This window comes from Serratia sp. TSA_198.1, assembly GCF_052686505.1.
The window spans coordinates 31,398-57,766 of the sequence record NZ_JBQZFP010000011.1; the positions used below are offsets into that span (position 1 = coordinate 31,398).

The following is a 26,369-nucleotide window of genomic DNA, read 5'->3' on the forward strand; positions in this document are numbered from 1 at the left end:
TACGTCAGTGGATCAGATCAACTGCCGCGGTAGGTCGAGTACGAATAGGGGCTGATTAACAGCGGTAAATGGTAATGCTGTGTCGCATCGCCGACGACAAAATCGATAATCGCCGTGGCGTACAGCGTGTCGCGCCGGCCTGCGGCAAAATAGCCGCCGAGATCGGCAGACAGACGGTAATGTCCGGCGGTCAGGCCATCCGGCGTCAGGTTGCGCGCACGGCCGTCGGCATCGGTATGGCTTTCGACCTGCATCCGCCACTGCCCGTCGTGCTCTCTCTCCAGCCACACCCGCACGTCTGCCGCAGGTTTACCGAGTGAGGTGTCCAGAATATGGGTGCTGATATTACTCATCGCTCAGTAACTCCTTAAAACGCAGCATCACGATTTCACGCAGCTGTTCGGCGGTTTCCCGCTGCTCCTGCTCCGCATTGTTGCTCAACCGACGCTCCAGCTCACGCAATATAGCCTGCCCATCGCGGCCGGCGGCGCGTATCAAGAACACCTGACCAAATTGCGCTTCATAACACTGATTGCCTGCCAGCAGCGCCTCGGCCAGTGCGGCGTCCTCCGTATTGACCGCCGCCTGTTCTCTCTGGGAAAACTGCGCCTCACGGCCTGCCCCGTTGGTGCGTTCACCAATGCGTGGATGCTGTGCCAACGCCCGATTGACGTCCTCCTCCTGCCAGCGCTGTGACGCCTGCAGGGCAAACGCCAGTGCGGCATCAATGCCGGCGAACGGCCGGGCAGCAATTACCGCACCGATCCAGGAAGGAATATCCACGCAGGGACGCAGCAACCGCTCGGCTTCCAGCGGCGACAGCCGGTTAAACGCTTGCAAATCCATCAGGCTTCCTCCCAACTGCCAACCGTCTGACAGTAGGCCTGAATCGCCAGCGCCACATCGGCTTGAGTGACGGCCTCAGCCGGATGATGGCTGATACCGCGATCGCAGCGCACAAAAAGCATACCCACCGGCCAGCAGGCCGCCACGGCTATCGCATCGTGCCCGGCGCCGCTCGGCAGCGCCATACTGCGGCCTTGTACCTGCATCACGCCATCCTGCCAACGCCGTTGCAAATTTGCATCACAGGCTGTTGCATTTATGCGGTAAAACTCTTCGCTGGCAAAACTCAACCCCCGGCGCGCACAGATCGCCTCAGCCTGTGCCAGCAGTTGCACCAGCAACGCCGCCAGAGGGCCATCCTCCGGGCCGCGCACATCGAGCGACAGTTTTACCTCGCCGGGGATGACGTTGACCGCTCCCGGCAGGCTTTCGATTCTGCCAACGGTAGCCACCAGATGCGGATCGCAGGCCGTGGTGATCGTCTCGACGGCCACCATCCATTCTGCCGCCGCCGCCAGCGCATCTTTGCGTTGCCCCATCGGCACGGTGCCCGCATGGCCCGCCTCGCCGGTAAAGGTGCAGTTGAGCCGGCGAGCGCCGTTGATTGCCGTCACCACCCCCAGCGCCAAATCGGCCGCCTCCAGGCATGGCCCCTGTTCAATATGCAGCTCCAGATAACCGCAGATATCCCGTTGCGCACGCTTAGCCTCACCCACCGCAGCAGGATCCAACCCAAACTCGCGCAGCGCCTGCGCCATGCTGATCCCCTCGGCATCGGTCCGTTCCAGCCACTCGGCAGGCCACTGCCCGGTGATACCCCGGCTGCCCAACAGGGCAACGCTAAAGCGGGTGCCTTCTTCATCGGCGAAGCCAATCACCTCCACCGCCACCGGCAAACGCCGCTGCTGCCGATGCAGATGTGCCACCACTTCCAGTGCGGTCAGTACGCCGAGCATGCCGTCATAGCGGCCGGCATTGCGCACCGTATCCAGATGCGAGCCGAGCAGCAACGCCGGTGCGCCTGGCGTTTGGCCTTCGTAACGGCCGCAGATATTGCCGACGCTGTCCTGATGCACAATCATGCCAAGGGTACGCATCCAGTCGCCCACCAGTTGGTTGGCACGCCGATGTTCCGGCGACAGATAGACCCGCGTCAGTTGGCCCGGCGTGGCGCTGATCGCCGCCAGCGCATCGCAGCGCGCCATAACACGAGCCGCCGCCTGTTCCGCCTCCTGGGCGGTTAACAGCGCCGCCATCAGCGGATCCCGGCGTCGTAGGTATTCCAGGCCGCCTGCAAGGCTTCGCCCTGTTGGCTGGCGAAGCCCAGCCGGTTCAGCACTGCTTCCAGCGCGGTCAGCGTCTGCAACACGCAGTCTTTGCGTGCGTTGTAACCCATGGTGCCGATACGCCAGATCTTGCCCTGTAGCGGGCCGAACGAGGTGCCGATCTCAATGGCGAAATCATTCAGCATCATCTGACGCACCTGCTCGCCGTGGACCTGTTGCGGGATCACCACGCCCAGTACGTTGTTCATGCGGTTATCGAGATCGCCGAAGACCTCCAGCCCCATGCCCTGAATGCCGGCCAGCATCGCCGCGCCGTTCAGTTTGTGGCGGGCGATGGTATTTTCCAGCCCTTCTTCCAGGATCACCCGGGCGCATTCGCGCGCGGCGAACAGCATGCTGGTGGCTTCGGTATGGTGGTTCAGCCGCTCCGGGCCCCAGTAATCCATGATCATACCGAGATCAAAATAGTTGGAGTAGATCATCTCGTCGTCGCCGTCGGCATGGTCAGCCGTGCGAATGCCCTGCTCCACGCATTTACGGCGGCGGACGATCTCCTCAAACTGCGGGCTGAGGGTGACGGGCGAACTGCCGGACGGGCCGCCCAGGCATTTCTGCAGGCCGGCGGATACCGCATCCAGCCCCCAGGCGTCGGTTTCCAGCGGGTTGCCGGCGAAGGAGGCGGTGGCGTCGGTGTAGAACAGCACGCCGTGGCGGCGGCAGATGTCACCCAATTCTTCCAGCGGCTGCAACATGGTGGTGGACGTATCGCCCTGCACCGTCAACAGCAAGCGCGGGCGCACCTTCTTGATCGCGTCTTCAATCTGATCGGCACTGAACACCTCGCCCCAGGGCACCTCGATGGTGTGCACCTCGGCACGGCAGCGGCGGGCAATTTCGCACAGCAGATGGCCGAAACGGCCAAACACCGGCACCAACACCTTGTCGCCGGGGCGAATCGAGGAGATCAGCATGGCCTCAATACCGGAACGCGAGGTGCCGTCCACCAGCATGGTCCAGCGGTTTTCGGTGCGGAACAGCGCGCGGTACAGCTCCATCACCTGATTCATGTAGCCGGTCATCGCCGGATCGTACTGGCCGATCAGCTGGCTCGACATAGCGCGCAACACGCGCGGATCGGCGTTGATCGGCCCCGGCCCCATCAACAGGCGAGCCGGCGGATTAATCTGATCGAACTGGGTGATATCTAACATGTTCATTCCTTATCAACTTAATAAGTTATTATTCCACTCACCCCGGTCAGGCCTCTGTCAGCCCACGGACCGAAGCGATAAACTGTTTTAATTCCTGCGTTTGCGGATTAGCGAACAGCGTGCGGCTGTCGCCCTGCTCCCAAACCTTGCCCTGGTGCATAAACACCACCCGATCACCGACCTCGCGAGCAAAGTTCATTTCATGGGTCACCAGAATCAGCGTCATGCCCTCTTTGGCGAGTTGCTCCAGCACCTTCAGCACCTCGCCCACCAGCTCAGGATCCAGCGCCGAGGTAATTTCATCGCACAGCAGCACCTTAGGGTTCATCGCCAGCGCCCGGGCAATCGCCACGCGCTGCTGCTGCCCGCCGGAAAGATTGGCCGGTGAATAGTGCATTCGCTCGCCCAGCCCGACCTTGTTCAACATCTCCTCCGCCAGTTCGCGGCATTCGGCGGGGCTTTTTTTCAGCACCCGGCGCGGCGCCAGCATCACGTTCTCCAACGCAGTCATGTGCGGGAACAAATTAAAGTTCTGAAATACCATGCCGATGGAGCGGCTGATTTCACGCGCCTGCGAATCGCGGTCGGTAATGGTCATGCCGCCCAATTTGATGCTGCCTTCCTGATACCCTTCCAGCCCATTGATACAGCGCAACAGCGTGCTTTTGCCTGAACCGCTGCGGCCGATAATCGAAATCACCTGGCCCATGTCGATATCCAGATCCACGCCCTTCAGCACATGGTTCTGGCCATAATATTTCTGAACCTGATTAATTGTGATGAGCGGCATGGAATTTCTTCTCCAGATAATGGCTGTAACGCGACAGCGGGTAACACATCAGGAAATAGCCCAGCGCGACCAGGCCAAACACTTTAAACGGCTGATAAGTGACGTTGTTCAGCATGGTGCCGGCCTTGGTCAGCTCGATAAAACCGATGATCGAGGCCAACGCGGTGCCCTTGATCACCTGCACCGAAAACCCGACGGTGGGCGCGATGGCGATACGTACCGCCTGCGGCACAATCACCCGCGCCAGAGTCTGGCCAAAGCTCAGCCCCAGGCAACGCGACGCTTCCCACTGCCCTTTCGGCAGGGCAGCGATGCTGCCGGACCAGATATCCACCAGAAAAGCGCTGGTGAACAGTGTCAGCGCCAGCGCGGCAGCAGCCCAGGGGCTGACGTCGATGCCGAACAGCGCCAGGCCAAAGAACGCCAGGAACAGCTGCATCAGCAGCGGCGTGCCCTGAAACAGCTCGGAATAGAAGCGGACAAAACGCATCGCCCACTTGCGCTTGCTCAGGCGCAGCAATAACAGCGGCAGCGTCACCACAGTACCGCCGAAGAACGCCGTCAGCGACAGCAGCAACGTCCAGCGCGCCGCCAGCAGCAGATTGCGCACAATGTCCCAGTCGGTAAAAGTCAGCATCAGCCCTGGCTCCCCAAAAAGCGCCGTCCGGCGGCCAGCAACAGCTGGCGCATCAATACCGATAACAGCAGATAAAACAGCGTCGTCACCAGATACACCTCAAAACTGAGGAAAGTGCGCGACTGGATCAGGTTGGCGGCGAAGGTCAATTCTTCGAACGACACCTGCGACACCACCGATGATCCCAGCATGACGATAATGCACTGGCTGACCAGCGCCGGATAAATTCGCTGCAACGACGGCGGCAGCACAATGCGCAGAAACGTCTGGCTGCGGCTGAACCCCAGCACTCGCCCGGCTTCCCACTGGCCTTTCGGCGTCACCTGAATGCCGGCACGAATGATTTCGGTGCTGTAGGCGCCCAGGTTGATCACCATCGCCAACAGCGCCGCCTGCCCGGCGGTCAGTTTCCAGCCCAGGCTAGGCAGGCCGAACACGATGAAGAACAGCTGCACCACAAACGGCGTATTGCGCACTATCTCGACGTAAATGCCCCAAATATGGCTAAGCAGGTTAGCCTTGCCGCTGCGGATTGCCGCGCCGCAAATCCCCAGCGCGACGCCCATCAAAGTGGCCAATGCCGTCAGCTCGATGGTGGTCAGCAGACCGGCCAGCAGTTCGGGCATATAGGGCCACAGAGCGGGAAAATTCAGCTGATAGGTCATCAGGCGCTCCCGTTATGCACCAAGGTTGGCAGGCAGCGGCGCTTTCAGCCATTTTTCCGACAGGCCGTTCAGGGTGTTGTCCTTCAGTGCCTGTTCAATCAGCTCATCCACTTTCGCTTTCAACGCCGGTTCACCCAGGCGCAGGCCAACGAAGCACGGCGAGTCTTTCAGCATAAACTTGGCGACCGGCGCTTTGGTCGGGTTCTGCCGCGCGATGGCGCTCACCACCAGATTGCCGGTGGCGATGTACTGCACCTGGCCGGACAGGTAGGCCGACAGCGTGGTGTTGTTATCCTCATAGCGCTTGATCTGTGCGCCCTTCGGCGCGGTATCGCTCAGTACCATGTCTTCGACCGCACCGCGCGTCACGCCGACGGTTTTGCCGTCCAGCTGCGCGGCATCGCCCAGTGCCGCCTCTTTCGGCCCGAAGACCCCGAGGAAGAACGGCGCATAGGCGCGGCTAAACGCAATGGTCTTCTCGCGTTCCGGGTTTTTGCCCAGGCTGGAGATCACCAGATCGACCTTGTTGGTTTGCAGATAAGGCACCCGGTTGGCGCTGGTGACCGGCACCAACTGCAACTTAAGTTTCATCTTGTCGGCCAGATAATGCGCCATGTCGATGTCATAACCCTGCGGCTGCAGATCGGTGCCCACGGATCCAAACGGCGGGAAGTCCTGCGGTACAGCCACCCGCAGCACGCCGCGCTGCTGGATCTCCTGTAATTGATCCGCCATCGCAGAGGCGGCCTGCGCCATCAGCAAAACCGCACCCAATGTCGCTACCCCGATTTTCTTGAAGTTCATAGATTATCCCCGATGGTGAAGTGATGAAACAAAAGATTCTTTGATTATCACTTTGCAACTAATGTGCCAATCGGCCGCGCGGGGAACGTTCTGCTTTATTGCCCGTAAGTTAAGGCATCAGAAGGGGATTTCCCCTGCCGCTGCAGCGGCGGAGGAAAGGCATAAAGTGGGGAAAAATGTGCACCATCAAAGTGCAAAAGCACCAAAATAGCGCTGAGATCAGCGCTGTTCCAGCTCGTCCAAATCGTTATACAGGTCAGCGATCTGATGAATGCGCTGCCGCCCTTGCGCCAACGTCTCGTGCAGCAAAGCGTTGCTGAGCAGGTTAGCCAGGCTCATGGCGGCGGAGTAGCTGTCAAAGGCGGAAACGCTGTCGAGCGGCGCCGCCAGATGCCAGCTCGCCAGCGGGATCAGCGCCTGCGCCTGCGGTTCGCACACCAGCAGCGTCGGCACCTGCTGGACCTGCAATTGCGTTAGCAACGCCCGCAACTGGCGCGGTCGGCGGCGAAATGCCACCACCACCGCCACATCCTGCGTACTCAGATCGACCAGTTCTTCGGCCAGCGTCTGCCCAGGCTGTGGCACCAGCAACACATTTTCGCGCACCTGCATCAGTTGCTGGCGCAGGTGCATCGCCACCGGATAGCTGTTGCGAAACCCCATCAGCACCACCCGCCGCGCCTGGACCAGCGCGGCGATCACCGCGTTGAACTGGTTTGCATCAATATGGTTCACCCAGTGCGTGAGATTGGCCATTTCCTGCTTGTAGTGGCGCGCCAGCAGGGTGTTGCCCTGCACCGCATCGCGGTTATCGGTCAACGGCATGCCGCTCTGGCGCAGGGTGCGCAGTTCGTCGCGCATTTCGCGGTAGCTTTGGTAACCCAGTCGCTTGAACAAACGGCTGACGGTAGCCTTGGAAACGCCGCTCAGGCGTGCCAGCTCGGCACTGTTGTAGCTGATCAGGTCATCGAAGTGATCGAAGATAAAATCGGCCACCCGCTGTTCCTGCGGCGTCAACTGCGGGTATTCACTGCGCAGGCGTTCATCAATCTGCTTCATTGTTACTCCTGCTTTCCCCAATAGATTGCAGAGTGCAGCCAGGCGGCAACCGAACGAATCCCCAGAAGCTTAGCCCTCTAAGCGACTGGGGTGAGCGAGGGAAGCCAACGCCGATGCAGTGTGAAATATGACGGGGATGTAACGTTCGTTTCAGCGGAACATAACACGGCCAATCCACCTGCTGGCAAGCAATTATTGTCCCCCGGAAAAATATGGAACGCCTCTTGCTTGTATTGAATCAGATGCTGACCTCAAAAAAGGGCCAAGAAATGATTAACAGCAACACCGCGCCATTGGGCATGGCGGTCACGCCGCATCACCTCGCCAGCGAAAGCGCGCTGGCGGTCCTGCGCGAAGGCGGTAACGCCATTGAGGCGATGGTCGCCGCGGCCGCCACTATCGCGGTGGTTTACCCGCACATGAACGGCCTGGGCGGCGACGGTTTCTGGCTGATTGTTCCGCCGCAGGGCGATCCGGTCGCGATTGACGCCAGCGGTGCCGCCGGTTCCCTGGCTACGCTGGATTTCTACGCCGGTGAACGTCATATTCCGCACCGTGGGCCGAAGGCGGCGCTGACCGTGGCCGGCACCGTCGGCGGCTGGCAAGCCGCGCTGGATTACTCCGCCGAATTGGGCAATGAGCCGTTACCGCTGCCGCGCCTGTTGGCCGATGCCATTCGCTATGCGGCGGACGGCATTCCGGTCACCGCCTCGCAGGAAGCCGCCACCCGCAGCAAATATCATGAATTGGCGGAGCTGGAACATTTTGCCCGCACTTACCTGCCGCACGGGGAAATCCCTCACGCCGGCCAACGTTTCTGCCAACCGCAACTGGCAGATACCCTGATCGCGCTGACCGAAGACGGGTTGGACAGCTTCTATCGCGGCCCACTGGCGCACAACATGGCAGCGGATATGGCCCGGCTGGGCATGCCGCTCACCGCGCAGGACCTGGCGGATTACCGACCGCGCCGCCGCACGCCGCTGCGGCTGGAGCATCAGAAAGGCGAAGTTTTCAATCTGACGCCGCCCACTCAGGGCCTGGTGTCGCTGGCTATCCTCGGGCTGACCGATCGGCTGCCGCTCGCCGGCCAAAGCGAAGGCGCCGTGGTGCACGGCATTGTGGAGGCCACCAAATTGGCTTTCGGCCTGCGCGATCAATTCATCACCGATCCTCGCCATATGACGCAGGATCCGCAGGCGCTGCTGGAAGCCGAGCATTTGGATGCGTTGGCCAAACGCATCGATCCCCACCAGGCCGCCGCCTGGGGGAAAGGCAAAGGCCCGGGCGACACCGTTTGGATGGGGGTGATGGACAGCAGCGGTCTGGCGGTATCCTTTATTCAGAGCATTTATCACGAATTCGGCAGCGGCGTCGTTCTGCCGCACAGCGGCGTGCTGTGGCAAAACCGCGGCGCGTCATTCAGCCTGGATGCCGCCCACCTGCTGGCGCTGGCGCCAGGCAAACAGCCGTTCCACACCCTTAACCCGGCCGCCGCACGCCTGTATGACGGGCGTACCCTGGTCTATGGTTCCATGGGCGGTGACGGCCAGCCGCAAACCCAGGCAGCGGTATTTGTCCGCCACGTGGTGCAAGGGTTGCCGCTGCAACAGGCCATCAGCGCACCGCGCTGGCTGCTCGGCCGCACCTGGGGCGAAAGCTCGGACTCCCTGAAGCTGGAGGGCCGTTTCAGCGCAGAAACCGTGGAGTATCTGCGCCGGCGCGGCCATGAGGTGGAGTTGCTGCCCGATTTCAGCGAAGCGGTCGGCCATGCCGGCGCCATCGTTCGTCATACCAACGGCATGCTGGAAGGCGCTTTTGACCCGCGCAGCAACGGCAGCGCCGCCGGCTTTTAGACACCATGTTAAAGGGGACTATCTATGAACAACCTGCCTGCCACCGACTGGGCGGCCTATATCAGCCAGATGGAGGCGATATTGGCTCTGGAAATGGATGACGCGCGTCGCCAGGAGCTGCTGACCCAGTTCAACCGCATCGCCGCGATGGCGGAACCGCTGATGGCCTTCCCGCTCGATCAACGCCTGGAGATTGCCGGGGTGTATCGCGCATGAATCCGTTAAGCGCACTATCGATCGCCGAGATCCGCGCCGCCCTTAAACAGGGGGCGATTTCCGCGCGCGAAATCGCCCAGCAAACGCTGGAGAATATCGACACGTTCAACCCTTCACTGAACGCCTATACCCACATCACCCGCGAGCGGATGCTGAGTGAAGCCGATCACCTCGATCGCATCCGCGCCAAGGGGCAGACGTTGCCGAGCCTGGCTGCCATCCCCTACGCGGTGAAAAACCTGTTCGACGTCACCGGCGAAACCACTCTGGCCGGTGCCAGCCTGTTCAGCGACCGTGCGCCCGCCAAACAAGACGCCTGGGCAGTGGGCAAACTGGCGGCACAAGGCGCGCTGCTCTCCGGCATGCTGAACATGGATGCCTACGCCTACGGCTTTACCACCGAAAATAGCCACTACGGCGCAACCCGCAACCCGCACGACACCACGCGCATTGCCGGCGGATCTTCCGGCGGCTCGGCGGCCGCGGTCGCCGCCGGGCTGGTGACCTTCTCGCTCGGCAGCGACACCAACGGCTCGATCCGCGTGCCCTCGTCGCTGTGCGGCATTTACGGGCTGAAACCGACCTTCGGCCGCCTGTCGCGCAGCGGCAGCCAACCCTTTGTCGCCAGCCTGGATCATGTGGGGCCTTTCGCCCGCCGGGTGCGGGATCTGGCGGCGGTGTACGACGTGATGCAGGGCACCGATATCGAAGACCGCTTTCAGGCGGAAAAACCGATCACCCAAACCGAATCGCTGCTGCCACGCGGCCAGCAGGGGCTGCGTTGTGCGGTGCTTGCAGGCTATTTCCAGCAGTGGTGCAATGACGACGCCAAAGCCGCCGTGCAACAGGTCGCGATGGCGCTGGAGGCCTGTGCCGAGGTTGAGCTGCCGCAGGCTGAACTGGCGCGTTCGGCGGCGTTTATTATCAGTGCCGCCGAGGGGGGCAATCACTATCTGCCGCAGTTGCGCAGCCAGCCGGAACGTTTTGAGCCACTGTCGCGTGAGCGACTGTTGGCAGGCGCCATGCTGCCCGCAGCCTGGTATGTGCAAGCGCAACGCTTCCGCGCCCATTTCCAACAGCAAGTGCTGCCGCTGTTTGAACACTGGGATATTCTCATCGCCCCGGCAACGCCGTGCAGCGCGACCAGCCTTGGTCAGGAAACGATGCGCATCAATGGCGCCGATCTGCCGATCCGCGCCAGCATGGGCATGTTGACGCAGCCGATTTCGTTCCTCGGCCTGCCGGTGGTGACGGTGCCGCTGAAAACCGCCTCGGGGTTGCCCATCGGCCTGCAACTTATCGCCCCGCCATGGCGTGAAGATCTGGCGTTGCGCGCCGCCTATGCGCTAGAGCAACGCGGCGTGGCGAATTGTTCCTTACCGGCAAAACAGGGTTAATGGATGAAAAGTGAATATATCGACCGGCCGGCGGTGCTGGCCGAAGTGAACGCCGCGTTTTATCGCTATGAACAGGCGCTGATCGGCAATGACATTGACGTATTGGATGAGCTGTTCTGGCACGACGGGCGTACCGTTCGCTACGGCGCGACGGAAAACCTGTACGGCATCGATCAGATCCGCGATTTCCGTCGGCAACGGCCGTCGCAAGGGTTGGATCGCCTCCTGGAGAACACCGTCATTACCACCTACGGTGATGATATGGCGGTTGCCAGCACCGAGTTTCGCCGCCCGGGCAGCGAACGCGTCGGCCGCCAGATGCAAACCTGGGTCAAGCTGGCCTGCGGCTGGCGCATCGTGGCCGCGCACGTGAGTTTGATAGCAGAATAAGTCACCGTGCGCAAAAATTGGACAGCCTGACGCCAGGAGCCGTATAGTAGTTAAAGGTATTACCTTTAACTAACTGAGGCTACTTATGGCTACTGCTACGTCGATAAAAATTGATGATGAGCTTAAACAACGGGTGCAACACATTGCCGCGGCCCACCAGCGCAGCGCACACTGGATTATGCGTGAAGCTATTCGTGAATATGTCGAGCGTGAAGAAAAACGCGAGGCTGTTCGCAACGATGCATTACAGGCATGGGAAACCTATCAGGCCAATGGTAAACATTTGACTCAGGACGAGGCTGACGGCTGGCTCTCCGATCTGGAAAAAGGTGATGATACGGAGATACCCGGGTGCCACAACTGATATGGACGCCAGCGGCGCTGCTGGATGTACAGCGGCTTTATCGATTTCTGGCTGAGAAGGATCTCAATTCGGCAAAGCGCGCTGTCGCCACTATTCGTGACTGCATCAAAATAATAGCGCACCAACCCCATATTGGCCGCCCCGCTAAAGATATGGCACCTGAATTCAGGGAGTGGCCTATCGATTTCGGCAATAGCGGTTATCTTGTTCTGTATCGGTTTAACGGTGTAACCGCCGTTATTTTGGCTATTCGCCACCAAAGCGAAACCGGGTATTGATGCCGCGACTCAACACCAGTAAGCCATAAAGTTAACGGTAGAGCGGTCCAGATCGCGCTCGCCGATCAGGTAACGACGCAGCGCCTTCACCGCAGAAGACTCCGCCGCCACCCAGGCATAGAAACCCTCCGCGCCCTCTGCGCGCTCCCAAAGCAGTTCGCCGCCCAGGCTGTTTTCCGTCAACGACTGCGCTTGCGCGCGCGCCGATTCAGGAATGGTCACCCGCTGGCGCACCGATTCCACCAGCAGCGTGCCGTGCATCTGCTGATGCCCGACGTCACGCGGCAACCAATACACCTCGGCGAACGGGAAGCGGTCCATATTCAGGCAATCGCTCGCCAGCGGCACCTCAAAGAACGCCTGCACCTGCGGTGGGTTGGCCTGCTGCGCGAGTTGTTCCAGAATGCCCATCGCCGCCGGCACCGCCGTTTCATCGGCAATCAACAACGCCTGCTGCAGATGCGCCGGCGGCGCCCATTCGTAGCCGCCGCTGTCGCCGTCAAAATCCGCATTGGGGGCCACCGCCTGAAGGGCATCCCCCGGCTTGGCATGGGTCGCCCAGGCGGAGGCCGGGCCGTTCACGCCATGCAGCACAAACTCGACGTCCATCTGATTGTGTTCAGTGCGCAGCGCTCGCAGCGTGTAAGTACGCATAATCGGGCGCTGCTCTTTCGGGATCGCCATATAGCGACGATACCAGTCATCGCTGTTTTCCAGCCGTGGGATCTGGCCATCGTCGGCCGGGAACAGCAGTTTGATGCGCTGATCCGGCGCCTCCAGCTTCATGCGGTGGACATCCGGGCCTTCGAAAACGCAGCGCAGCAAGGAAGGCGATATGTTTTCTTTTACTTTCAGTGTGATATCAAAAATTCGGTAACTCGATGCGCCGGACATATCTGTTACTCTCCCGCAGAATGTAGCTGAATACGCTGCCGGCACCATAGCCAGCCGCTGATACCGCCCAGCAGGACGGCCATCATCAGAGCCGCTGCAATCAGCTGTGACTCGCCATAAAATCTTGCCACCACCGGCACCATCAACGCGCTCAGACCGTAGCCCAGCGTATGGCTGGTGGCGATAGCCCCGGCACCTTTGCCGGTGGATAATTTATCGTTCAGCATCAACTGATAGCCTGGCGTCGCCATCGCCGCACCGAAGGAAGCCAGCGCGCAACCGAGATAGAACAGCGCCAGCGGTTGGGTGCACATCAAGCCGAATCCCGCTACCATCAATACCGCCGCAATCAACAGCAATTGCGGCGCGCTAAAGCGCTGCGGACGCACCACCAGGAACTGCGCCAACAGAGTACAGGCCGCCGCTACGCTGAGCAACACGGCAACATGGTGGCTGGCGGTCGTGGCAGAGTGGCTGAACAAACGGGTCAGATGCGGCGCCAGGCCGAGCTGCATCAGGCTGACCGATGCCGCCAGCAACAGCGCGCAAAGCAGATAAGGCACCATGGTGAGACGCAAGCGATTTTGCTGCTGCGCCACCGGCGGCAAGGGCGGATCGTTATGCTGGCGGCACACCACCAGCAAGGCGATGAATGGCGCAATGGCCATCAGCCACAGCGGTGCCATCGGATGAAGGGACAACGCCAGCGCGGCGCACAGCGGGCCCAGCAACCGCCCGCAGCTTAGCCCGGAGCTGATGGTCGCCAGCGCCGACATGCGCTGTTCGTAGCCGGCACGCTGCAATGCCCAGGTTTGGCTGGCGGGCACCATGCCGGACACCGTCAGCCCATAGATAACGCGCGCCACGATCAGGCCGCCCAATCCCACCATCGGCGAAAGCCAGCCGGCCGCCAGCCCCCAAACGGCCAACGCCAGTAAAGCAAAACTGAACAAATAACCGGCAAGCGCCATCGTCACGACAAACTTGCAGCCGCGAATTTCAGACTGTCGCCCCCACCAGGGGGAGCCGACCAGAAACAGCATTGAGCCGAGCGTCAATAGCCCGGCCCAGACGGAAAGCGACAAATGGGTCATGCCGACCAACACCGGCAGCGCCACCAGCAGGCCGTTTTGCCCGATGCCCAACAGACCGGCGCACAGCGCCAACGGCCAATTTGAAGAAGACGTATTACCAGTTGCGGGTGATTTAGCGGAAGGTGAAATACTCATCAAAAGTAAGGTTACCGTTAATGAAATTATATGGTTATGAAAAAATCATTGAAAAATTGTATCATAGGATGATTGATAACAATAAATATTATTGATATAAGAATCATTCTCAATTGATTCTTAGCGAAAATCGGATCATGACTCTCCAGTTTGAAACCGCGGCGACCGACGTGGCTGCCCAATGTTTTCTCAACGCACTGATGCGTGAAACCCAGGACTGGCAAATCGTTCCAGCCGCCAGCCACCCACAGTATCCGCAGCTCAACATTCCGCTTTCACCAACCCAGGCTATTCGCATTGCCTTACGCCATACCTCGCCCACACAACATCATCAGTATCTTTTCCCTGCTTATCTGCATCAGCAGGACGATGGGGCTGGCGTGGCGCTGAGCATGGAGCAACTGGTCACCCTGCTGCTGGAGAAACCGGCGATAAAAGGTGAGCTGTCCGATGAGGCAGTGGCGCGTTTTCGCCAGCGAGTGCTGGAAAGTCATGATAATACCCGCCAGGCCATTGATGTCCGGCTGGACTGGCCTTCACTGCGCGACAAGCCGCTGAACTTTGCCCAGGCGGAGCAAGGTCTGCTGGTCGGCCACGCCTTCCACCCGGCGCCGAAATCCCATGAGCCCTTCGATGAGCAGCAGGCGCGTCGCTATCTGCCGGACTTTGCCGCCAGCTTCCCGCTGCGCTGGTTTGCCGTCGATAAGCGCTACCTGTGCGGCGACAGCCTGAACCTGACGCTGCAACAACGCCTGCAACGTTTTGCCGCCGAAAGCGCGCCGCAGCTGTTGGCGCACTTTACCGATGACGTCTGGCTGCTGCCGATGCATCCGTGGCAGGCCGACCATCTGCTGACGCAGACATGGTGCCAGGATCTCGCCGCGCAGGGATTGCTGAGCGATCTGGGCGAAGCCGGCGAGCGCTGGCTGCCAACCAGTTCCTCACGCTCGCTGTACAGCGCGGGCAACCGCGACATGATCAAATTCTCCCTCAGCGTGCGCCTGACCAACTCGGTGCGCACCCTGTCGGTTAAAGAAGTAAAACGCGGTATCCGCCTGGCCCGGCTGGCGCAAACGCCGCGCTGGCAAGAGCTGCAAGCGCGCTATCCGACCTTCCGCGTGATGCAGGAAGACGGCTGGGCCGGCCTGCGCTCGGCGGACGGTATAGTCCAGGAAGAAAGCCTGATGGCGCTGCGCGATAACCTGTTGTTCGACCAGCCGCATAGCCAAACCAACGTGCTGGTAACGCTGACGCAGGCAGCGCCGGATGGCGGTGACAGCCTGCTGGCCGCCGCAGTGCGCCGTCTGGCCGCCCGCCTGAATCTGCCGCTGCAACAAGCCGCCCATGCCTGGCTGGACGCCTACTGCCAACAGGTGTTGTTGCCGCTGTTCAGCACGGAAGCCGATTACGGGCTGGTGCTGCTGGCCCACCAGCAAAACATTCTGGTGGAGATGCAGCAGGATCTGCCGATCGGCATGCTGTACCGCGACTGCCAGGGCAGCGGCTTTACCCGCGATGCCACACCGTGGCTGGAAGAGATTGGCGAAGCCGATGCGGAAAACCGCTTCAGCGAACAGCAATTGCTGCGCTACTTCCCTTACTACCTGCTGGTGAACTCCAGTCTGGCGGTGACCGCCGCACTGGCTGCCGCCGGTTTCGACACGGAAGAAAGCCTGATGGCCCGGGTACGCGACGCGCTGAGCGGCCTGCGCGACACGGCCAAAAACACCCTGTGCCTGGACTACGTGCTCGACAGCAGCCACTGGAACTGCAAAGGCAACTTCTTCTGTTACCTGCACGACCACAACGAAAATACCATCGTCGATCCGGCGGTGATTTACTTTGATTTCGTCAATCCGCTGCGCCAGGGAGCCGCCCAATGATGCCGCACGCCAAACTGATGCATGCCGGCAGCGGCTTTCGCTGTGAACGGCTGGAAAAGGAGCTGCAACTCGGGCTGGGCCTGGACGGCAGCGCGGTGCTGCACTATCCCGGTTCCCTGCCGCAAGGCTGGCTGGTGCAGGCGCTGGACCAGTTGCTGATAGCCGCACCGCAGTTGAGCGGCATCATTCTGCCCTATGCGCAATGGCGCGAAGAGCCGCAGGCGCAGGCGCTGTTCGCGCTCGCAAGCGGCGACTATCTGGCACGCGAGACGTTTTATCAGTTACCGCTGTGGCTGGGCGCCGAACGCAACCCTGCCTCCGCTCAGATGATGTATGACGCCGAACGCAGCCTCTGGTACCCGCAACGCCCGATGCGGCCCAATGGCGAGGTCTATCGCCGTTACGATCCGCAACTTAAACAGACCCTGAGTTTCCGGCTGCCGGAAGTAGAACGCGATGCCGGGCAATTCACCCGCTGGATGAATTCGCCGCGCGTCGATGCCTTCTGGGAAATGAGCGGCCCGCTGGAAACTCAGGCGGCCTACCTGCAACGCCAGCTGGATTCCAGCTACTGCTATCCGTTGCTGGGGTGTTTCGACGATCGCCCGTTCGGTTATTTCGAAGTCTATTGGGCACCGGAAGACCGCATTGGCCGCCACTACCGCTGGCAACCGTTCGACCGTGGGCTACACATGCTGGTCGGCGAGGAAGATCGCCGTGGCGCGCACTATATCCGCAGCTGGTTGCGCGGCCTGACTCATTACCTGTATCTGGATGAACCGCGCACCACACGGGTGGTCGCCGAGCCGCGCGCCGACAACCAACGCCTGTTCCGCCACCTGCCGGCCGCCGGTTACCACACCGTGAAAGAGTTCGATTTCCCGCACAAGCGTTCGCGTCTGATCATGAATCAGCGCGATGAATTCTTCCGGGGGATCGGCTTATGACCACCGCAGATTACGCCAACTGGCAACGGGTCAACCGCCAGATGATCGCCAAGATCCTGGCCGAGCTGGAATACGAACGCACGCTATGCGCCGAACAGCATGACGGCCAATGGCGCATCGCACTGGGCGACGCCAGTTATACCTTCAGCGCCGAACGCGGCATCTGGGGCTGGTTACACATCGACGCCGCCAGCCTGGCCTGCGATCGCCAGCCGTTGGCGGCCGACCAAACGCTGCGCCAGCTGGCGCAGGTGCTGAAGATGGACGATGCGCAGATCGCCGAACATCTGGAAGATCTGTACGCCACGCTGCGCGGTGATATGCAATTGCTGTCCGCCCGTCACGGCATGAGCGCGCAGGATCTGATTGCGCTCGACGCCGACGCGCTGCAATGCCTGCTGGCCGGCCACCCCAAGTTTATCTTCAACAAAGGCCGTCGCGGCTGGGGTCTGACCGCGTTGCAGCAGTATGCGCCCGAATATCAGGGCCAGTTCCGGCTGCACTGGGTCGCGGCCAAACGGGGCAGCTTTGTCTGGTGTGCCGACGATAACTACCCGCTGGAAAACCTGCTCGGCAGCGCCATGACAGGCGATGAACGCCAGCGCTTTGACCGCCGCTGGCGTGAGCTGGAGCTGAACGATGACTGGATCCCGGTGCCGTTGCACCCATGGCAGTGGCAGCAAAAGATCGCGTTGCACTTCCTGCCGCAACTGGCCGAAGGAGAACTGATCGAGCTGGGCGAGTTTGGCGATAACTATCTGGCGCAGCAATCATTACGCACCCTGACCAACGTCAGCCGCCGTTCGGCGTTCGACATCAAGCTGCCGCTGACCATTTACAACACCTCGTGTTACCGCGGCATTCCGGGCAAGTACATCAGCGCCGGGCCGGCCGCCTCCCGCTGGCTGCAACAGGTGTTTGCCGAAGACAGTACGCTGCGCGCCAGCGGTGCCGAGATCCTCGGCGAGCCGGCCGCAGGCTATATGACGCACCAAACCTACGCGGCTTTGGCCAAAGCGCCCTATCGCTATCAGGAAATGCTGGGGGTGATTTGGCGCGAGAACCCTTCGTGCTATCTGCGGGACGGCGAGCAGGCCATTCTGATGGCGACGCTGATGGAAACCGATAACCACGGCCAGCCGCTGATCGGCGCCTACATCGCCCGGTCCGGCCTGAGCGCCGAGTCCTGGCTGCAACAGATGTTTAGCCGGGTGGTGCTGCCGATGTACCACCTGATGTGCCGTTACGGCGTAGCCCTGATCGCCCACGGCCAAAACATCACGCTGGTGATGAAGGACCATGTGCCGCAACGCGTGCTGCTGAAAGACTTCCAGGGCGATATGCGCCTGGTGGATCAGGACTTCCCGGAAGCGGCCTCACTGCCGAAGGTGGTGAAGGACGTTACCGTGCGCCTGTCCGCCGACTATCTGATCCATGATTTGCAAACCGGGCATTTCGTCACCGTGCTGCGTTTTATTTCGCCGTTGATGCAAGCCTGCGGGGTCAGTGAATCCCGTTTCTATCAACTGCTGGCGCAGGTGCTGGAGCGCTACATGGCGCAGCACCCGGACATGGCAGAACGCTTCGCCCTCTTTGATTTATTCAAACCACAAATTATTCGCGTGGTGCTCAACCCGGTGAAACTCACCTATTCGGAGCAGGATGGCGGCAGCCGCATGTTGCCAAACTATCTGCAAGATCTGGATAACCCTCTTTATTTGGTCACCAAGGAGTTTGCCCAATGAATCAGCCTCTGGATTTCATCGGCATCGGCATCGGCCCCTTCAACCTCAGCATCGCCGCGCTCGGCAGTGAAGTCGCCGGCTTTAACGGCAAATTCCTGGAGCGCAAACCGCACTTTTCCTGGCACCCCGGCATGATGGTACCGGACTGCCATATGCAGACCAGCTTCCTGAAAGATTTGGTCAGCGCGGTGTCGCCCACCAATCCGTACAGCTTTCTTAACTATCTGGTGAAAAGGAAGAAATTCTACCGCTTCCTGACCACCGAGCTGCGTACGGTGTCGCGCGAAGAGTTCGCCGATTACCTCGACTGGGCCGCCAACGGGCTGAGTTCGCTCGAGTTTAGCCAGGATATTCAGAGCGTGGATTTTGACGATCGGCAACGCCAGTTTGTCGTCACCACCCAGCGCGCCACCTACCGGGCACGCCATGTCTGCCTGGGCATCGGCAAACGCATCAAACTGCCGGACTGCGTTACCGAGCAAAACGACCGCTGCTTCCACGCCAGCGAGATGACCTTGCGCAACCCGGATCTGACCGGCAAACGCGTCACCATCGTCGGCGGCGGCCAGAGCGGCGCCGATCTGTTCCTGAACATTTTCCGCGCCGAGTGGGGCCAACCGGCGCAGTTGAACTGGATCTCGCGCCGCAATAACTACAATGCGCTGGATGAAGCGGCGTTCGCCAACGAGTACTTCACGCCGGACTATGTCGACAGCTTTTATGGCCTGAACGACAGCGCCAAGCAACGCATGCTGACCGAGCAGAAAATGACCTCCGACGGCATCACCAGCGATTCGCTGCTGGCCATCTACCGCGCGATGTATCACCAGTTTGAAGTGCTGCGTGAAAAACCCTGGGCGCGCCTGCTGCCAAGCCGTTCGCTGGCGGCGATCCACGCTCAGGGTAACGGCTATCAGTTGGTGACCCATCACCACCTCGATCAGGGCAAAGAAACTTTCGATACCGATGTGGTGATCTTCGCCACCGGTTATCAGCAGGATCGCCCCACGTTCCTCGCCCCGCTGGCGGAGCGTCTGCTGACCACGGCCGATGACCAATACCGCGTTGCGCCCGACTTCACCCTCGAGTGGCAGGGCCCGCAGGAAAACTGCCTGTTTGCCGTCAACGCCGGCATGCACAGCCACGGTATCGCCGAACCCCAGCTCAGCCTGATGGCCTGGCGGTCGGCACGTATTCTCAACCGGGCTTTAGGACGCGACCAGTTCGATTTAACGTCCACCCCGGCTGTGATCCAATGGCGCAGTCAGCAACCGGCCACCCCGGCTCGCGCTGAACACGTCATGCTCAATTACACCGAGTTTTAATTACACACCAATATGGGAACACTGGAAAAATAACGATGAAACGCAAACACCTTTGGGTATTGAACCCTTGCCTGCTGGCGATGCTTGCGCCGGCGGCCTGGGCAGAAGAACAAAAAAGCGAAGATCAAATGGTGGTATCCGCCAGCCGCTCGCACCGTAGCGTGGCAGAGATGGCGCAAACCACCTGGGTGATTGAAAGCCAGGAAATTGAGCAGCAGGTCCAGGGTGGCAAGGAAATCAAAGATATCCTGGCGCAACTGATCCCGGGCATGGATGTCAGCAGCCAGGGCCGTACCAACTACGGCATGAACATGCGTGGCCGTTCGATGATGGTGATGATCGACGGTGTGCGTTTGAACTCTTCGCGCAGCGACAGCCGCCAGTTGGATTCCATCGATCCGTTCAACATCGAGCACATTGAGGTGATTTCCGGCGCCACCTCGCTGTATGGCGGCGGCAGCACCGGCGGCCTGATCAACATCATCACCAAGAAAGGGCAAAAAGAGAAACAGGTTGAGCTGCAGGTGGGCGGAAAAACCGGTTTCGGCGGCCATAACGATCACGACGAGAATGTGTCGGCGGCGGTCAGCGGCGGCAACGATAACGCGTCGGGCCGCCTGTCGGTCTCCTATCAACGTTACGGCGGCTGGTACGACGGCAAAGGCAATGAGGTGTTGATTGATAACACCCAAACCGGGCTGCAATATTCCGATCGCATCGACGTGATGGGTACCGGCACCATTAACATTGACGATCACCAGCAGTTGCAGGTGACGACGCAGTATTTCAACAGCGAGTCGGACGGCAAGCACGGCCTGTATCTGGGGCAAAATTTCTCGGCCGTGACCGGTGCGGGCCAGGCCTCCAACGGCAGCAACCTGAATTCGGACCGTATACCGGGCACCGAACGCCATCTGATTAACCTGCAATATTCCAACACCGATTTCTGGGGCCAGGATCTGGTGGCGCAGGTCTATTATCGCGACGAATCGTTGACCTTCTACCCGTTCCCGACGCTGACCAGCGGCAAAGTCACCAGCATCGGTGCCTCACAGCAGAAGACCGATTTTTACGGCGGCAAACTGACGCTGAACAGCAAGCCGATTGACGCCCTGACGCTGACTTACGGCGTCGACGCCGAACATGAAAGCTTCAACGCCAACCAGCAGTTCTTCAATCTGGCCAAGGCGCAGCAGTCCGGCGGTATGACGCTGGAAAATGCCTATAACGTCGGCCGCTATCCTGGCTATACCACCACCAACCTGGCACCGTTCCTTCAGGCCAGCTATGACATCGACCCGATGTTTACCCTCAGCGGCGGCGTACGTTATCAGTACACCGAGAACAAGATGGACGACTTTGTCGGCTATGCGCAGCAACAAGGGATCGCCAATGGTCTGGCGAACTCCGCCGATGCGGTGCCGGGCGGCAAAACCGACTACAACAACGCCTTGTTCAACGCCGGTTTACTGGCGCACCTGACCGAGCGTCAGCAAGCATGGATCAACTTCTCGCAAGGCTTTGAGATCCCGGATCTGGCGAAGTACTACGGTTCGGGCACTTATAAGCTGGTCAACGGGCATTATCAGCTGCAGAAAAGCGTCAACGTTAACGACTCCAAACTGGAAGGCATCAAGGTCAACGCCTACGAGTTGGGCTGGCGCTACACCGGCGATAACTTGCGTACCCAGGTCGCTGCCTATTATTCGCTGTCGGATAAAACCATCTCGATCAACAGAACCGACATGACCATTAACCTGGATTCGGATAAACGCCGGATTTACGGGGTGGAAGGTGCGGTGGATTACTTCTTCGACAACAGCGAATGGAGCACCGGCACCACCTTTAACCTGATCAAATCGGAAACAAAAACCGACGGCAAGTGGGAGAAACTGACCGTCGACACCGCCAGCCCGTCGAAAGCCACCGCCTACGTCAATTGGGCTCCGGGCGACTGGAATCTTCGCATGCAGTCGCAGCAAACGTTCGACGTTTCGGATGCCGACGGGAATAAAATCAACGGTTACAACACCCTCGATTTCCTCGGCAGCTACGCTTTGCCGGTGGGGAAAGTCAGCTTCAGCGTGGAAAACCTGCTGGACAAGAATTACACCACCGTCTGGGGCCAGCGCGCGCCGATCCTTTACAGCCCAACTTACGGCTCACCAGAGCTGTACAGCTATAAAGGCCGTGGCCGCACCTTTGGTCTGAACTACTCAGTGCTGTTCTGATCCTGATGAGGGCGCCTCTACGGCGCCCACATCAATCGACCCGTGCCGGCACGGGTTATTTTTTGAAAGGGTGCTGCGCCACCCAATGTTCGGCGATATCCTGCCGCCGGCATACCCAGACCCGATCGTGCTGCTCGACATAATCCAGGAACCGCTGCAACGCGCGGAACTTGCCCGGGCGCCCCAGTAAACGGCAGTGCATGCCGATCGACAACATCTTCGGCGACGTTTCCCCTTCGGCATACAACACATCAAAGCTGTCTTTCAGGTAGGTATAGAATTGCTCGCCGGTATTAAAGCCCTGCGGTGAAGCAAAACGCATGTCGTTGGCCTCAAGCGTGTAGGGCACGATCAGATGCGGTTTTTTCTCGCCATTGGCGCACTGCACTTCGGTCCAGAACGGCAAATCGTCGCCATAATAGTCGCTGTCGTACAGCAAACCGCCCTGTTCCACCACCAGTCTGCGGGTATTCGGGCTGTCGCGGCCGGTATACCAGCCGAGCGGCGCCTTGCCGAACAGATCGCTCAGTACCGAGATCGCCCGCTGCATATGCTGCCGTTCGGTCGCTTCGTCCATATTCTGATAGTGGATCCAGCGCCAGCCGTGGCTGACCACATCATAATTGGCGTTTTTGATCGCCTCGACCACCAGCGGATTGCGCGCCAGCGCCATCGCCACGCCAAACACCGTCAATGGCAGACCGCGGCGTTGAAACTCATTATGGATACGCCAGAATCCGGCGCGTGACCCGTACTCGTACAGCGACTCCATCGACATATGCCGTTCGGGGTAGCTGGCCGCGCCAATGATATCGGACAGGAACTGTTCGGACCCGGCATCGCCATGCAAAACGTTGTTTTCCGCGCCCTCTTCGTAGTTGAGTACAAACTGGACTGCGATACGCGCCTGCCCCGGCCAGCGAGCGTGCGGCGGCCGACCGCCATAGCCCATCAGATCGCGGGGATACTCTTGATTGAAGTCATACTCTTTCATCGCTGCTTCTCTCTGCCGATTACCCGTTAAAACTGCCAAACATGCCGGACAAGGGTTTGACCAGCGGGAAATCCAGATCGCCGTGCTTGCTGGTGCTCAGGCCCAGCGCATGCAGCGACTCGATCATTTTCACCGCAGCGCTGACGCCGTCGATCACCGGGATCCCCAGCTCCTGCGTCAGTTCACGAGCCAAATCGGCCATGCCGCCGCAGCCGAGCACGATCGCCCCGCTGCCGTCGTGTTGCTTTGCTTTAATGCACTGTTCACGTACTTTCTGCTGAGCCAGGCCGCTGCCATCTTCCAGCGTCAACACCGGCAGATCGATAGCATGCAGCGCGGCACAGTGGCGCTCAAACCCATATTGATGCAGTAAATGGCGTGCAATGATCAGCGTGCGCGGCAGTGTGGTGACGATAGAAAAGCGCGTCGCCACCAGCGTCGCCATATGCATGGCCGCCTCGGCGATGCCAACCACCGGCCGGCTTGCCAACTCACGCGCCGCCAACAGGCCCGGATCGCCAAAACAGGCGATGATATGGCCGCTGACGCCGGCTTCGCGGCCGAGTTTGACCTGCTGCAAAACACCGATCGCGGCAATCGCTTCGTCGAAATGCCCCTCTATCGACGGCGCTCCCTCTGGCGGACAAACTGCCAGGATCTTGGTGCCCGGCGCAGCCACCGCGCGGGCGGCACCGGCAATGGTCGCCGTCATGGCCTGGCTGGTGTTCGGGTTGATGACCTGGATTACGCAATCGGCGGTCATAAAGGCTCCTGCAAACCGGTTTTGGCAAAAATACGGGCAAAATCAGGAGTTTCATCTCCCCCCTGACTAAACCTCAGGTTCGCCACAATATCGTCAAAATGGCGGGCCATGTGATCCACCAGCGCCGTGCAGTCCTTGCGGCGCAGCAGCGCCAGCAGATCGCTGTGATCGTGACAGCGGCAGCCCTGCTGCCAGGGTGCGCCGTAAACGGCAATCACCAGTGATGAGCGCAACGTGAGCTGCGAGACCATTTCTGTCAGTACGTTATTGCCGGCGATCGCCTGTAATTGAACGTGAAAGGCGGCAGAAAGACGAATGGCCGCCGCGCCGTCCTGATCGCGGTGCGCCTGCTGTTCCTGCGCCACGATGCCTTCCATCGCCAGCAGGTGTTCTTCGCGACAGGCGGCAACCACCGACGGCAAATTGGCGCACTCCAACATTTTGCGCGTCTGGAAAACGTTCGCCGCCTCATCCTGCCCCGGCGTTGTCACCAGTGCACCACGCTTGGGCAGATGGGTAACCAGCTGCACTGCGGCAAGGCGCTGCAGCACCCGCCGGATCCCGGTGCGGCTGACGCCAAAGGTCTCCGCCAACGCCTCTTCCGGCAATTTGCTGCCGGGCAGCAGCCGGTGTTCGACAATCGCCTTCACCAGCTCGTTGTAAATATGATCGTCTTTATCTTCAGTGAAATAAGTGGCTTGTTGCCCGAGCCACGCGGCGTTGACGCCGATCGTCGTGCCGATCATTTTGCTGCTCCCTGTACCGTTAGAGAATCAAATCGTATACAAGATTAATATATTTTGTATACAAAAAAGAGCAATCTGGCCTGAATCCTGCAAAAGCCTTCTCAGCAATCTTTGCCAAAAAACAGATAACCACATCCGGGTGACGTTCTTGAGAGGAGCACGATTTATGCCAAACCCTAATGAAAATTACAGCCCAAAGCTGTGTAACGACGATCTGGCGCCAACGCGCGATCAGAACTGGAGCTGGTACAACATCTTTTCCTTCTGGATGTCGGATGTACACAGCATGGGCGGCTATGTGGTAGCCGCCAGCTTCTTCGCCCTCGGTCTGTCGAGCTGGCAGGTACTGATTTGCCTGCTGGTGGGGATCTGTATCGTGCAGTTTTGCGCCAACCTGGTCGCCAAACCCAGCCAGCTCGGCGGCGTGCCTTACGCCGTGCTGAGCCGCCAGGCATTTGGCGTGTTCGGCGCCAATATCCCGGCGGTGATCCGCGGGATGATCGCCTTCGCCTGGTACGGTATACAAACCTATCTGGCTTCCAATGCGCTGATGCTGACGTTGCTGAAATTCTTCCCGTCGCTGGAGCCGATGACCCAGCCGCATTTCCTCGGGTTGTCGCAGCTTGGCTGGTGTTGTTACATCACCATGTGGGTGTTGCAGGCGATGGTGTTCTGGCATGGCATGACGGCGATCAAGCGTTTTATCGATATCGCCGGGCCGGCGGTTTACGTGGTGATGTTCGCGTTGGCCGGTTGGATTGTATACCGCGTCGGTTTCTCCAACCTTTCCCTCACGCTCGCGAGCAAAAACCTGAGCGCCGGTGAGCAGGGTTGGCTGATGCTGACCGCCACTGCGCTGGTGGTGTCTTACTTCTCCGGCCCGTTGCTGAATTTCGGCGACTTTACCCGCTACGGCAAAAGCTTTGCCGAAGTGCAACGTGGCAACCGCTGGGGCCTGCCGTTCAACTACCTGCTGTTCTCGCTGGTCACCGTGGTGATCGTTTCCGGCACCCTGCCGCTGTTCGGTCAGTTGATCACCGATCCGATCGAAACCGTCACCCGTCTCGACAGCGATATCGCCGTGGCCCTTGGCCTGCTGACCATGATTGTCGCCACCATAGGCATCAATATCGTGGCCAACTTTGTGTCGCCGGCGTTTGATTTCTCCAACTGTTCGCCGCAGAAAATCAGCTTCCGCACCGGCGGGATGATCGCCGCCGTGGGTTCTTTCCTGCTGACGCCGTGGAACCTGTTTCAGTCACCCGAGCTGATCCACTACACGCTGGACGTGCTGGCGGCCTTTATCGGCCCGCTGTTCGGCATTCTGCTGGTGGATTTTTACATCATCAAACGCGGCGAACTGCACGTCGACGATTTGTACAACGCTACGCCGGGGGGACGTTACTGGTATAAGAACGGTTTCAACCCGAACGCTATCTGGGCGCTGGTGCCGTCGGTGATTATCGGGCTGGCGATCAGCTTTACGCCCAGCCTGCATGAGGTGGCGAACTTTAGCTGGTTTATCGGTGCCGCACTGGGTGGGGGATGCTATCGGATCATTGCCCGCCGCGAATGGGCAGCCAATCAGTCAGTGACCTTCGCTAAAAGGCAGTTGAGCAAAGATTAAAACAACGAAGCCCTGAGTTATTGCTAACTCAGGGCTTCTTAATGTTGGCGGAACGGACGGGGCTCGAACCCGCGACCCCCTGCGTGACAGGCAGGTATTCTAACCAACTGAACTACCGCTCCGCGCCGTTCAACTCTTGCGAGAGGAACGAGGCGCATATTACGGTTGAGCTTCTATTCCGTCAAT

At 59.9% G+C, this 26,369-nt stretch carries 26 protein-coding genes and 1 tRNA gene; 12 read left to right on the forward strand and 15 right to left on the reverse strand.

Features of this window, described 5'->3' with window-relative positions; genetic code table 11:
- Positions 1-17 precede the first annotated feature (17 nt).
- From uraH to ACUTSW_RS24610, 9 genes are all read right to left on the reverse strand, one after another.
- The gene (gene uraH / locus ACUTSW_RS24570) at positions 18-353 is read right to left on the reverse strand and encodes a hydroxyisourate hydrolase (RefSeq protein ID WP_445585559.1); all 336 of its coding nucleotides are present in this window, start codon (positions 351-353) and stop codon (positions 18-20) included.
- The gene (gene uraD, locus ACUTSW_RS24575) at positions 346-846 is read right to left on the reverse strand and encodes a 2-oxo-4-hydroxy-4-carboxy-5-ureidoimidazoline decarboxylase (RefSeq protein ID WP_445585560.1); all 501 of its coding nucleotides are present in this window, start codon (positions 844-846) and stop codon (positions 346-348) included. The genes uraH and uraD overlap by 8 nt, the downstream gene beginning before the upstream one ends.
- A complete protein-coding gene (gene hpxK, locus ACUTSW_RS24580) occupies positions 846-2,102 on the reverse strand; it encodes an allantoate amidohydrolase (protein WP_241921246.1) in 1,257 nt (418 codons plus the stop codon). Before hpxK ends, uraD begins: the two co-directional genes overlap by 1 nt.
- Positions 2,102-3,343 (reverse strand): pyridoxal-phosphate-dependent aminotransferase family protein, encoded by a 1,242-nt coding sequence (locus tag ACUTSW_RS24585; RefSeq protein ID WP_197912126.1) that lies wholly within the window; start codon positions 3,341-3,343, stop codon positions 2,102-2,104. The genes hpxK and ACUTSW_RS24585 overlap by 1 nt, the downstream gene beginning before the upstream one ends.
- Before the next feature lie 46 nt (positions 3,344-3,389).
- Positions 3,390-4,133 carry an amino acid ABC transporter ATP-binding protein gene (locus ACUTSW_RS24590; protein ID WP_004949026.1) on the reverse strand — a complete coding sequence of 248 codons (744 nt, stop codon included), beginning with the start codon at positions 4,131-4,133 and terminating at the stop codon, positions 3,390-3,392.
- Positions 4,114-4,770, reverse strand: a complete 657-nt coding sequence (locus tag ACUTSW_RS24595; RefSeq protein WP_332271377.1) for an amino acid ABC transporter permease — start codon at positions 4,768-4,770, stop codon at positions 4,114-4,116. The genes ACUTSW_RS24590 and ACUTSW_RS24595 overlap by 20 nt, the downstream gene beginning before the upstream one ends.
- The gene (locus ACUTSW_RS24600; RefSeq protein ID WP_445585561.1) at positions 4,770-5,435 is read right to left on the reverse strand and encodes an amino acid ABC transporter permease; all 666 of its coding nucleotides are present in this window, start codon (positions 5,433-5,435) and stop codon (positions 4,770-4,772) included. Before ACUTSW_RS24600 ends, ACUTSW_RS24595 begins: the two co-directional genes overlap by 1 nt.
- 12 nt (positions 5,436-5,447) lie before the next feature.
- Positions 5,448-6,239, reverse strand: coding sequence for a transporter substrate-binding domain-containing protein (locus ACUTSW_RS24605; RefSeq protein ID WP_197912127.1), 792 nt, complete (start codon positions 6,237-6,239; stop codon positions 5,448-5,450).
- 219 nt (positions 6,240-6,458) lie between these two features.
- Positions 6,459-7,298, reverse strand: a complete 840-nt coding sequence (locus ACUTSW_RS24610) for a MurR/RpiR family transcriptional regulator (protein ID WP_006323781.1) — start codon at positions 7,296-7,298, stop codon at positions 6,459-6,461.
- 269 nt (positions 7,299-7,567) lie between these two features.
- On the opposite strand from ACUTSW_RS24610, the gene ACUTSW_RS24615 reads away from it, so the two are divergent.
- The 6 genes from ACUTSW_RS24615 (at position 7,568) to ACUTSW_RS24640 (ending at position 11,799) form a co-directional block, all read left to right on the forward strand.
- Positions 7,568-9,154 carry a gamma-glutamyltransferase family protein gene (locus tag ACUTSW_RS24615; protein ID WP_445585562.1) on the forward strand — a complete coding sequence of 529 codons (1,587 nt, stop codon included), beginning with the start codon at positions 7,568-7,570 and terminating at the stop codon, positions 9,152-9,154.
- Positions 9,155-9,178: 24 nt separating this feature from the next.
- Positions 9,179-9,370 carry an oxalurate catabolism protein HpxX gene (hpxX, locus tag ACUTSW_RS24620; RefSeq protein WP_006322394.1) on the forward strand — a complete coding sequence of 64 codons (192 nt, stop codon included), beginning with the start codon at positions 9,179-9,181 and terminating at the stop codon, positions 9,368-9,370.
- Positions 9,367-10,767, forward strand: coding sequence for an AtzE family amidohydrolase (locus ACUTSW_RS24625; RefSeq protein ID WP_197912129.1), 1,401 nt, complete (start codon positions 9,367-9,369; stop codon positions 10,765-10,767). Before hpxX ends, ACUTSW_RS24625 begins: the two co-directional genes overlap by 4 nt.
- 3 nt (positions 10,768-10,770) lie before the next feature.
- Positions 10,771-11,157, forward strand: a complete 387-nt coding sequence (gene hpxZ, locus ACUTSW_RS24630; protein ID WP_445585563.1) for an oxalurate catabolism protein HpxZ — start codon at positions 10,771-10,773, stop codon at positions 11,155-11,157.
- 85 nt (positions 11,158-11,242) lie between these two features.
- Positions 11,243-11,521 (forward strand): CopG family ribbon-helix-helix protein, encoded by a 279-nt coding sequence (locus ACUTSW_RS24635; RefSeq protein ID WP_166728990.1) that lies wholly within the window; start codon positions 11,243-11,245, stop codon positions 11,519-11,521.
- Positions 11,509-11,799: a type II toxin-antitoxin system RelE/ParE family toxin gene (locus tag ACUTSW_RS24640; protein WP_445585564.1), complete on the forward strand. Its 291-nt coding sequence runs from the start codon at positions 11,509-11,511 to the stop codon at positions 11,797-11,799. Before ACUTSW_RS24635 ends, ACUTSW_RS24640 begins: the two co-directional genes overlap by 13 nt.
- 9 nt (positions 11,800-11,808) lie before the next feature.
- On the opposite strand, the gene ACUTSW_RS24645 is transcribed toward ACUTSW_RS24640, so the two are convergent.
- Both ACUTSW_RS24645 and ACUTSW_RS24650 read right to left on the reverse strand, forming a co-directional pair.
- On the reverse strand, positions 11,809-12,693 hold the full coding sequence (locus tag ACUTSW_RS24645; RefSeq protein WP_445585565.1) for a siderophore-interacting protein: 885 nt from the start codon (positions 12,691-12,693) through the stop codon (positions 11,809-11,811).
- A gap of 5 nt (positions 12,694-12,698) precedes the next feature.
- Positions 12,699-13,922, reverse strand: a complete 1,224-nt coding sequence (locus tag ACUTSW_RS24650) for an MFS transporter (RefSeq protein ID WP_445585566.1) — start codon at positions 13,920-13,922, stop codon at positions 12,699-12,701.
- 137 nt (positions 13,923-14,059) lie between these two features.
- Here ACUTSW_RS24650 and ACUTSW_RS24655 point away from each other — a divergent pair, with 137 nt between their 5' ends.
- From ACUTSW_RS24655 to ACUTSW_RS24675, 5 genes are read left to right on the forward strand one after another with little or no spacing between them, the layout of a single operon-like run.
- The gene (locus tag ACUTSW_RS24655) at positions 14,060-15,805 is read left to right on the forward strand and encodes an IucA/IucC family protein (RefSeq protein WP_445585567.1); all 1,746 of its coding nucleotides are present in this window, start codon (positions 14,060-14,062) and stop codon (positions 15,803-15,805) included.
- Positions 15,802-16,752 (forward strand): GNAT family N-acetyltransferase, encoded by a 951-nt coding sequence (locus ACUTSW_RS24660; protein WP_445585568.1) that lies wholly within the window; start codon positions 15,802-15,804, stop codon positions 16,750-16,752. Before ACUTSW_RS24655 ends, ACUTSW_RS24660 begins: the two co-directional genes overlap by 4 nt.
- Positions 16,749-18,497, forward strand: coding sequence for an aerobactin synthase IucC (gene iucC, locus ACUTSW_RS24665; RefSeq protein ID WP_445585569.1), 1,749 nt, complete (start codon positions 16,749-16,751; stop codon positions 18,495-18,497). Before ACUTSW_RS24660 ends, iucC begins: the two co-directional genes overlap by 4 nt.
- A complete protein-coding gene (locus tag ACUTSW_RS24670; protein WP_445585570.1) occupies positions 18,494-19,822 on the forward strand; it encodes a lysine N(6)-hydroxylase/L-ornithine N(5)-oxygenase family protein in 1,329 nt (442 codons plus the stop codon). Before iucC ends, ACUTSW_RS24670 begins: the two co-directional genes overlap by 4 nt.
- 35 nt (positions 19,823-19,857) lie before the next feature.
- Positions 19,858-22,053: a TonB-dependent siderophore receptor gene (locus ACUTSW_RS24675; RefSeq protein ID WP_445585571.1), complete on the forward strand. Its 2,196-nt coding sequence runs from the start codon at positions 19,858-19,860 to the stop codon at positions 22,051-22,053.
- 55 nt (positions 22,054-22,108) lie between these two features.
- Here ACUTSW_RS24675 and puuE read toward each other — a convergent pair whose 3' ends face one another.
- The 3 genes from puuE to ACUTSW_RS24690 are packed head-to-tail and all read right to left on the reverse strand — an operon-like array spanning position 22,109 to position 24,556.
- On the reverse strand, positions 22,109-23,047 hold the full coding sequence (gene puuE, locus ACUTSW_RS24680; RefSeq protein WP_073440923.1) for an allantoinase PuuE: 939 nt from the start codon (positions 23,045-23,047) through the stop codon (positions 22,109-22,111).
- A 19-nt stretch (positions 23,048-23,066) separates the two neighbouring features.
- Positions 23,067-23,810, reverse strand: a complete 744-nt coding sequence (gene hpxA, locus ACUTSW_RS24685; RefSeq protein ID WP_197912136.1) for an allantoin racemase — start codon at positions 23,808-23,810, stop codon at positions 23,067-23,069.
- Positions 23,807-24,556 (reverse strand): GntR family transcriptional regulator, encoded by a 750-nt coding sequence (locus tag ACUTSW_RS24690; RefSeq protein WP_445585572.1) that lies wholly within the window; start codon positions 24,554-24,556, stop codon positions 23,807-23,809. Before ACUTSW_RS24690 ends, hpxA begins: the two co-directional genes overlap by 4 nt.
- A 166-nt stretch (positions 24,557-24,722) precedes the next feature.
- On the opposite strand from ACUTSW_RS24690, the gene ACUTSW_RS24695 reads away from it, so the two are divergent.
- Positions 24,723-26,183, forward strand: a complete 1,461-nt coding sequence (locus tag ACUTSW_RS24695; RefSeq protein WP_004948989.1) for an NCS1 family nucleobase:cation symporter-1 — start codon at positions 24,723-24,725, stop codon at positions 26,181-26,183.
- A 45-nt stretch (positions 26,184-26,228) separates the two neighbouring features.
- Here ACUTSW_RS24695 and ACUTSW_RS24700 read toward each other — a convergent pair.
- Positions 26,229-26,305: transfer RNA gene (locus ACUTSW_RS24700), tRNA-Asp, on the reverse strand.
- Positions 26,306-26,369 lie beyond the last annotated feature (64 nt).

Excerpts from the sequence above, each read along its gene's own strand:
- uraH (WP_445585559.1), bottom strand. The coding sequence starts at position 353 with ATGAGTAATATCAGCACCCATATTCTGGACACCTCACTCGGTAAACCT.
- uraD (WP_445585560.1), bottom strand. The coding sequence starts at position 846 with ATGGATTTGCAAGCGTTTAACCGGCTGTCGCCGCTGGAAGCCGAGCGG.
- hpxK (WP_241921246.1), bottom strand. The coding sequence starts at position 2,102 with ATGGCGGCGCTGTTAACCGCCCAGGAGGCGGAACAGGCGGCGGCTCGT.
- ACUTSW_RS24585 (WP_197912126.1), bottom strand. The coding sequence starts at position 3,343 with ATGTTAGATATCACCCAGTTCGATCAGATTAATCCGCCGGCTCGCCTG.
- ACUTSW_RS24590 (WP_004949026.1), bottom strand. The coding sequence starts at position 4,133 with ATGCCGCTCATCACAATTAATCAGGTTCAGAAATATTATGGCCAGAAC.
- ACUTSW_RS24595 (WP_332271377.1), bottom strand. The coding sequence starts at position 4,770 with ATGCTGACTTTTACCGACTGGGACATTGTGCGCAATCTGCTGCTGGCG.
- ACUTSW_RS24600 (WP_445585561.1), bottom strand. The coding sequence starts at position 5,435 with ATGACCTATCAGCTGAATTTTCCCGCTCTGTGGCCCTATATGCCCGAA.
- ACUTSW_RS24605 (WP_197912127.1), bottom strand. The coding sequence starts at position 6,239 with ATGAACTTCAAGAAAATCGGGGTAGCGACATTGGGTGCGGTTTTGCTG.
- ACUTSW_RS24610 (WP_006323781.1), bottom strand. The coding sequence starts at position 7,298 with ATGAAGCAGATTGATGAACGCCTGCGCAGTGAATACCCGCAGTTGACG.
- ACUTSW_RS24615 (WP_445585562.1), top strand. The coding sequence starts at position 7,568 with ATGATTAACAGCAACACCGCGCCATTGGGCATGGCGGTCACGCCGCAT.
- hpxX (WP_006322394.1), top strand. The coding sequence starts at position 9,179 with ATGAACAACCTGCCTGCCACCGACTGGGCGGCCTATATCAGCCAGATG.
- ACUTSW_RS24625 (WP_197912129.1), top strand. The coding sequence starts at position 9,367 with ATGAATCCGTTAAGCGCACTATCGATCGCCGAGATCCGCGCCGCCCTT.
- hpxZ (WP_445585563.1), top strand. The coding sequence starts at position 10,771 with ATGAAAAGTGAATATATCGACCGGCCGGCGGTGCTGGCCGAAGTGAAC.
- ACUTSW_RS24635 (WP_166728990.1), top strand. The coding sequence starts at position 11,243 with ATGGCTACTGCTACGTCGATAAAAATTGATGATGAGCTTAAACAACGG.
- ACUTSW_RS24645 (WP_445585565.1), bottom strand. The coding sequence starts at position 12,693 with ATGTCCGGCGCATCGAGTTACCGAATTTTTGATATCACACTGAAAGTA.
- ACUTSW_RS24650 (WP_445585566.1), bottom strand. The coding sequence starts at position 13,922 with ATGAGTATTTCACCTTCCGCTAAATCACCCGCAACTGGTAATACGTCT.
- ACUTSW_RS24655 (WP_445585567.1), top strand. The coding sequence starts at position 14,060 with ATGACTCTCCAGTTTGAAACCGCGGCGACCGACGTGGCTGCCCAATGT.
- ACUTSW_RS24660 (WP_445585568.1), top strand. The coding sequence starts at position 15,802 with ATGATGCCGCACGCCAAACTGATGCATGCCGGCAGCGGCTTTCGCTGT.
- iucC (WP_445585569.1), top strand. The coding sequence starts at position 16,749 with ATGACCACCGCAGATTACGCCAACTGGCAACGGGTCAACCGCCAGATG.
- ACUTSW_RS24670 (WP_445585570.1), top strand. The coding sequence starts at position 18,494 with ATGAATCAGCCTCTGGATTTCATCGGCATCGGCATCGGCCCCTTCAAC.
- ACUTSW_RS24675 (WP_445585571.1), top strand. The coding sequence starts at position 19,858 with ATGAAACGCAAACACCTTTGGGTATTGAACCCTTGCCTGCTGGCGATG.
- puuE (WP_073440923.1), bottom strand. The coding sequence starts at position 23,047 with ATGAAAGAGTATGACTTCAATCAAGAGTATCCCCGCGATCTGATGGGC.
- hpxA (WP_197912136.1), bottom strand. The coding sequence starts at position 23,810 with ATGACCGCCGATTGCGTAATCCAGGTCATCAACCCGAACACCAGCCAG.
- ACUTSW_RS24690 (WP_445585572.1), bottom strand. The coding sequence starts at position 24,556 with ATGATCGGCACGACGATCGGCGTCAACGCCGCGTGGCTCGGGCAACAA.
- ACUTSW_RS24695 (WP_004948989.1), top strand. The coding sequence starts at position 24,723 with ATGCCAAACCCTAATGAAAATTACAGCCCAAAGCTGTGTAACGACGAT.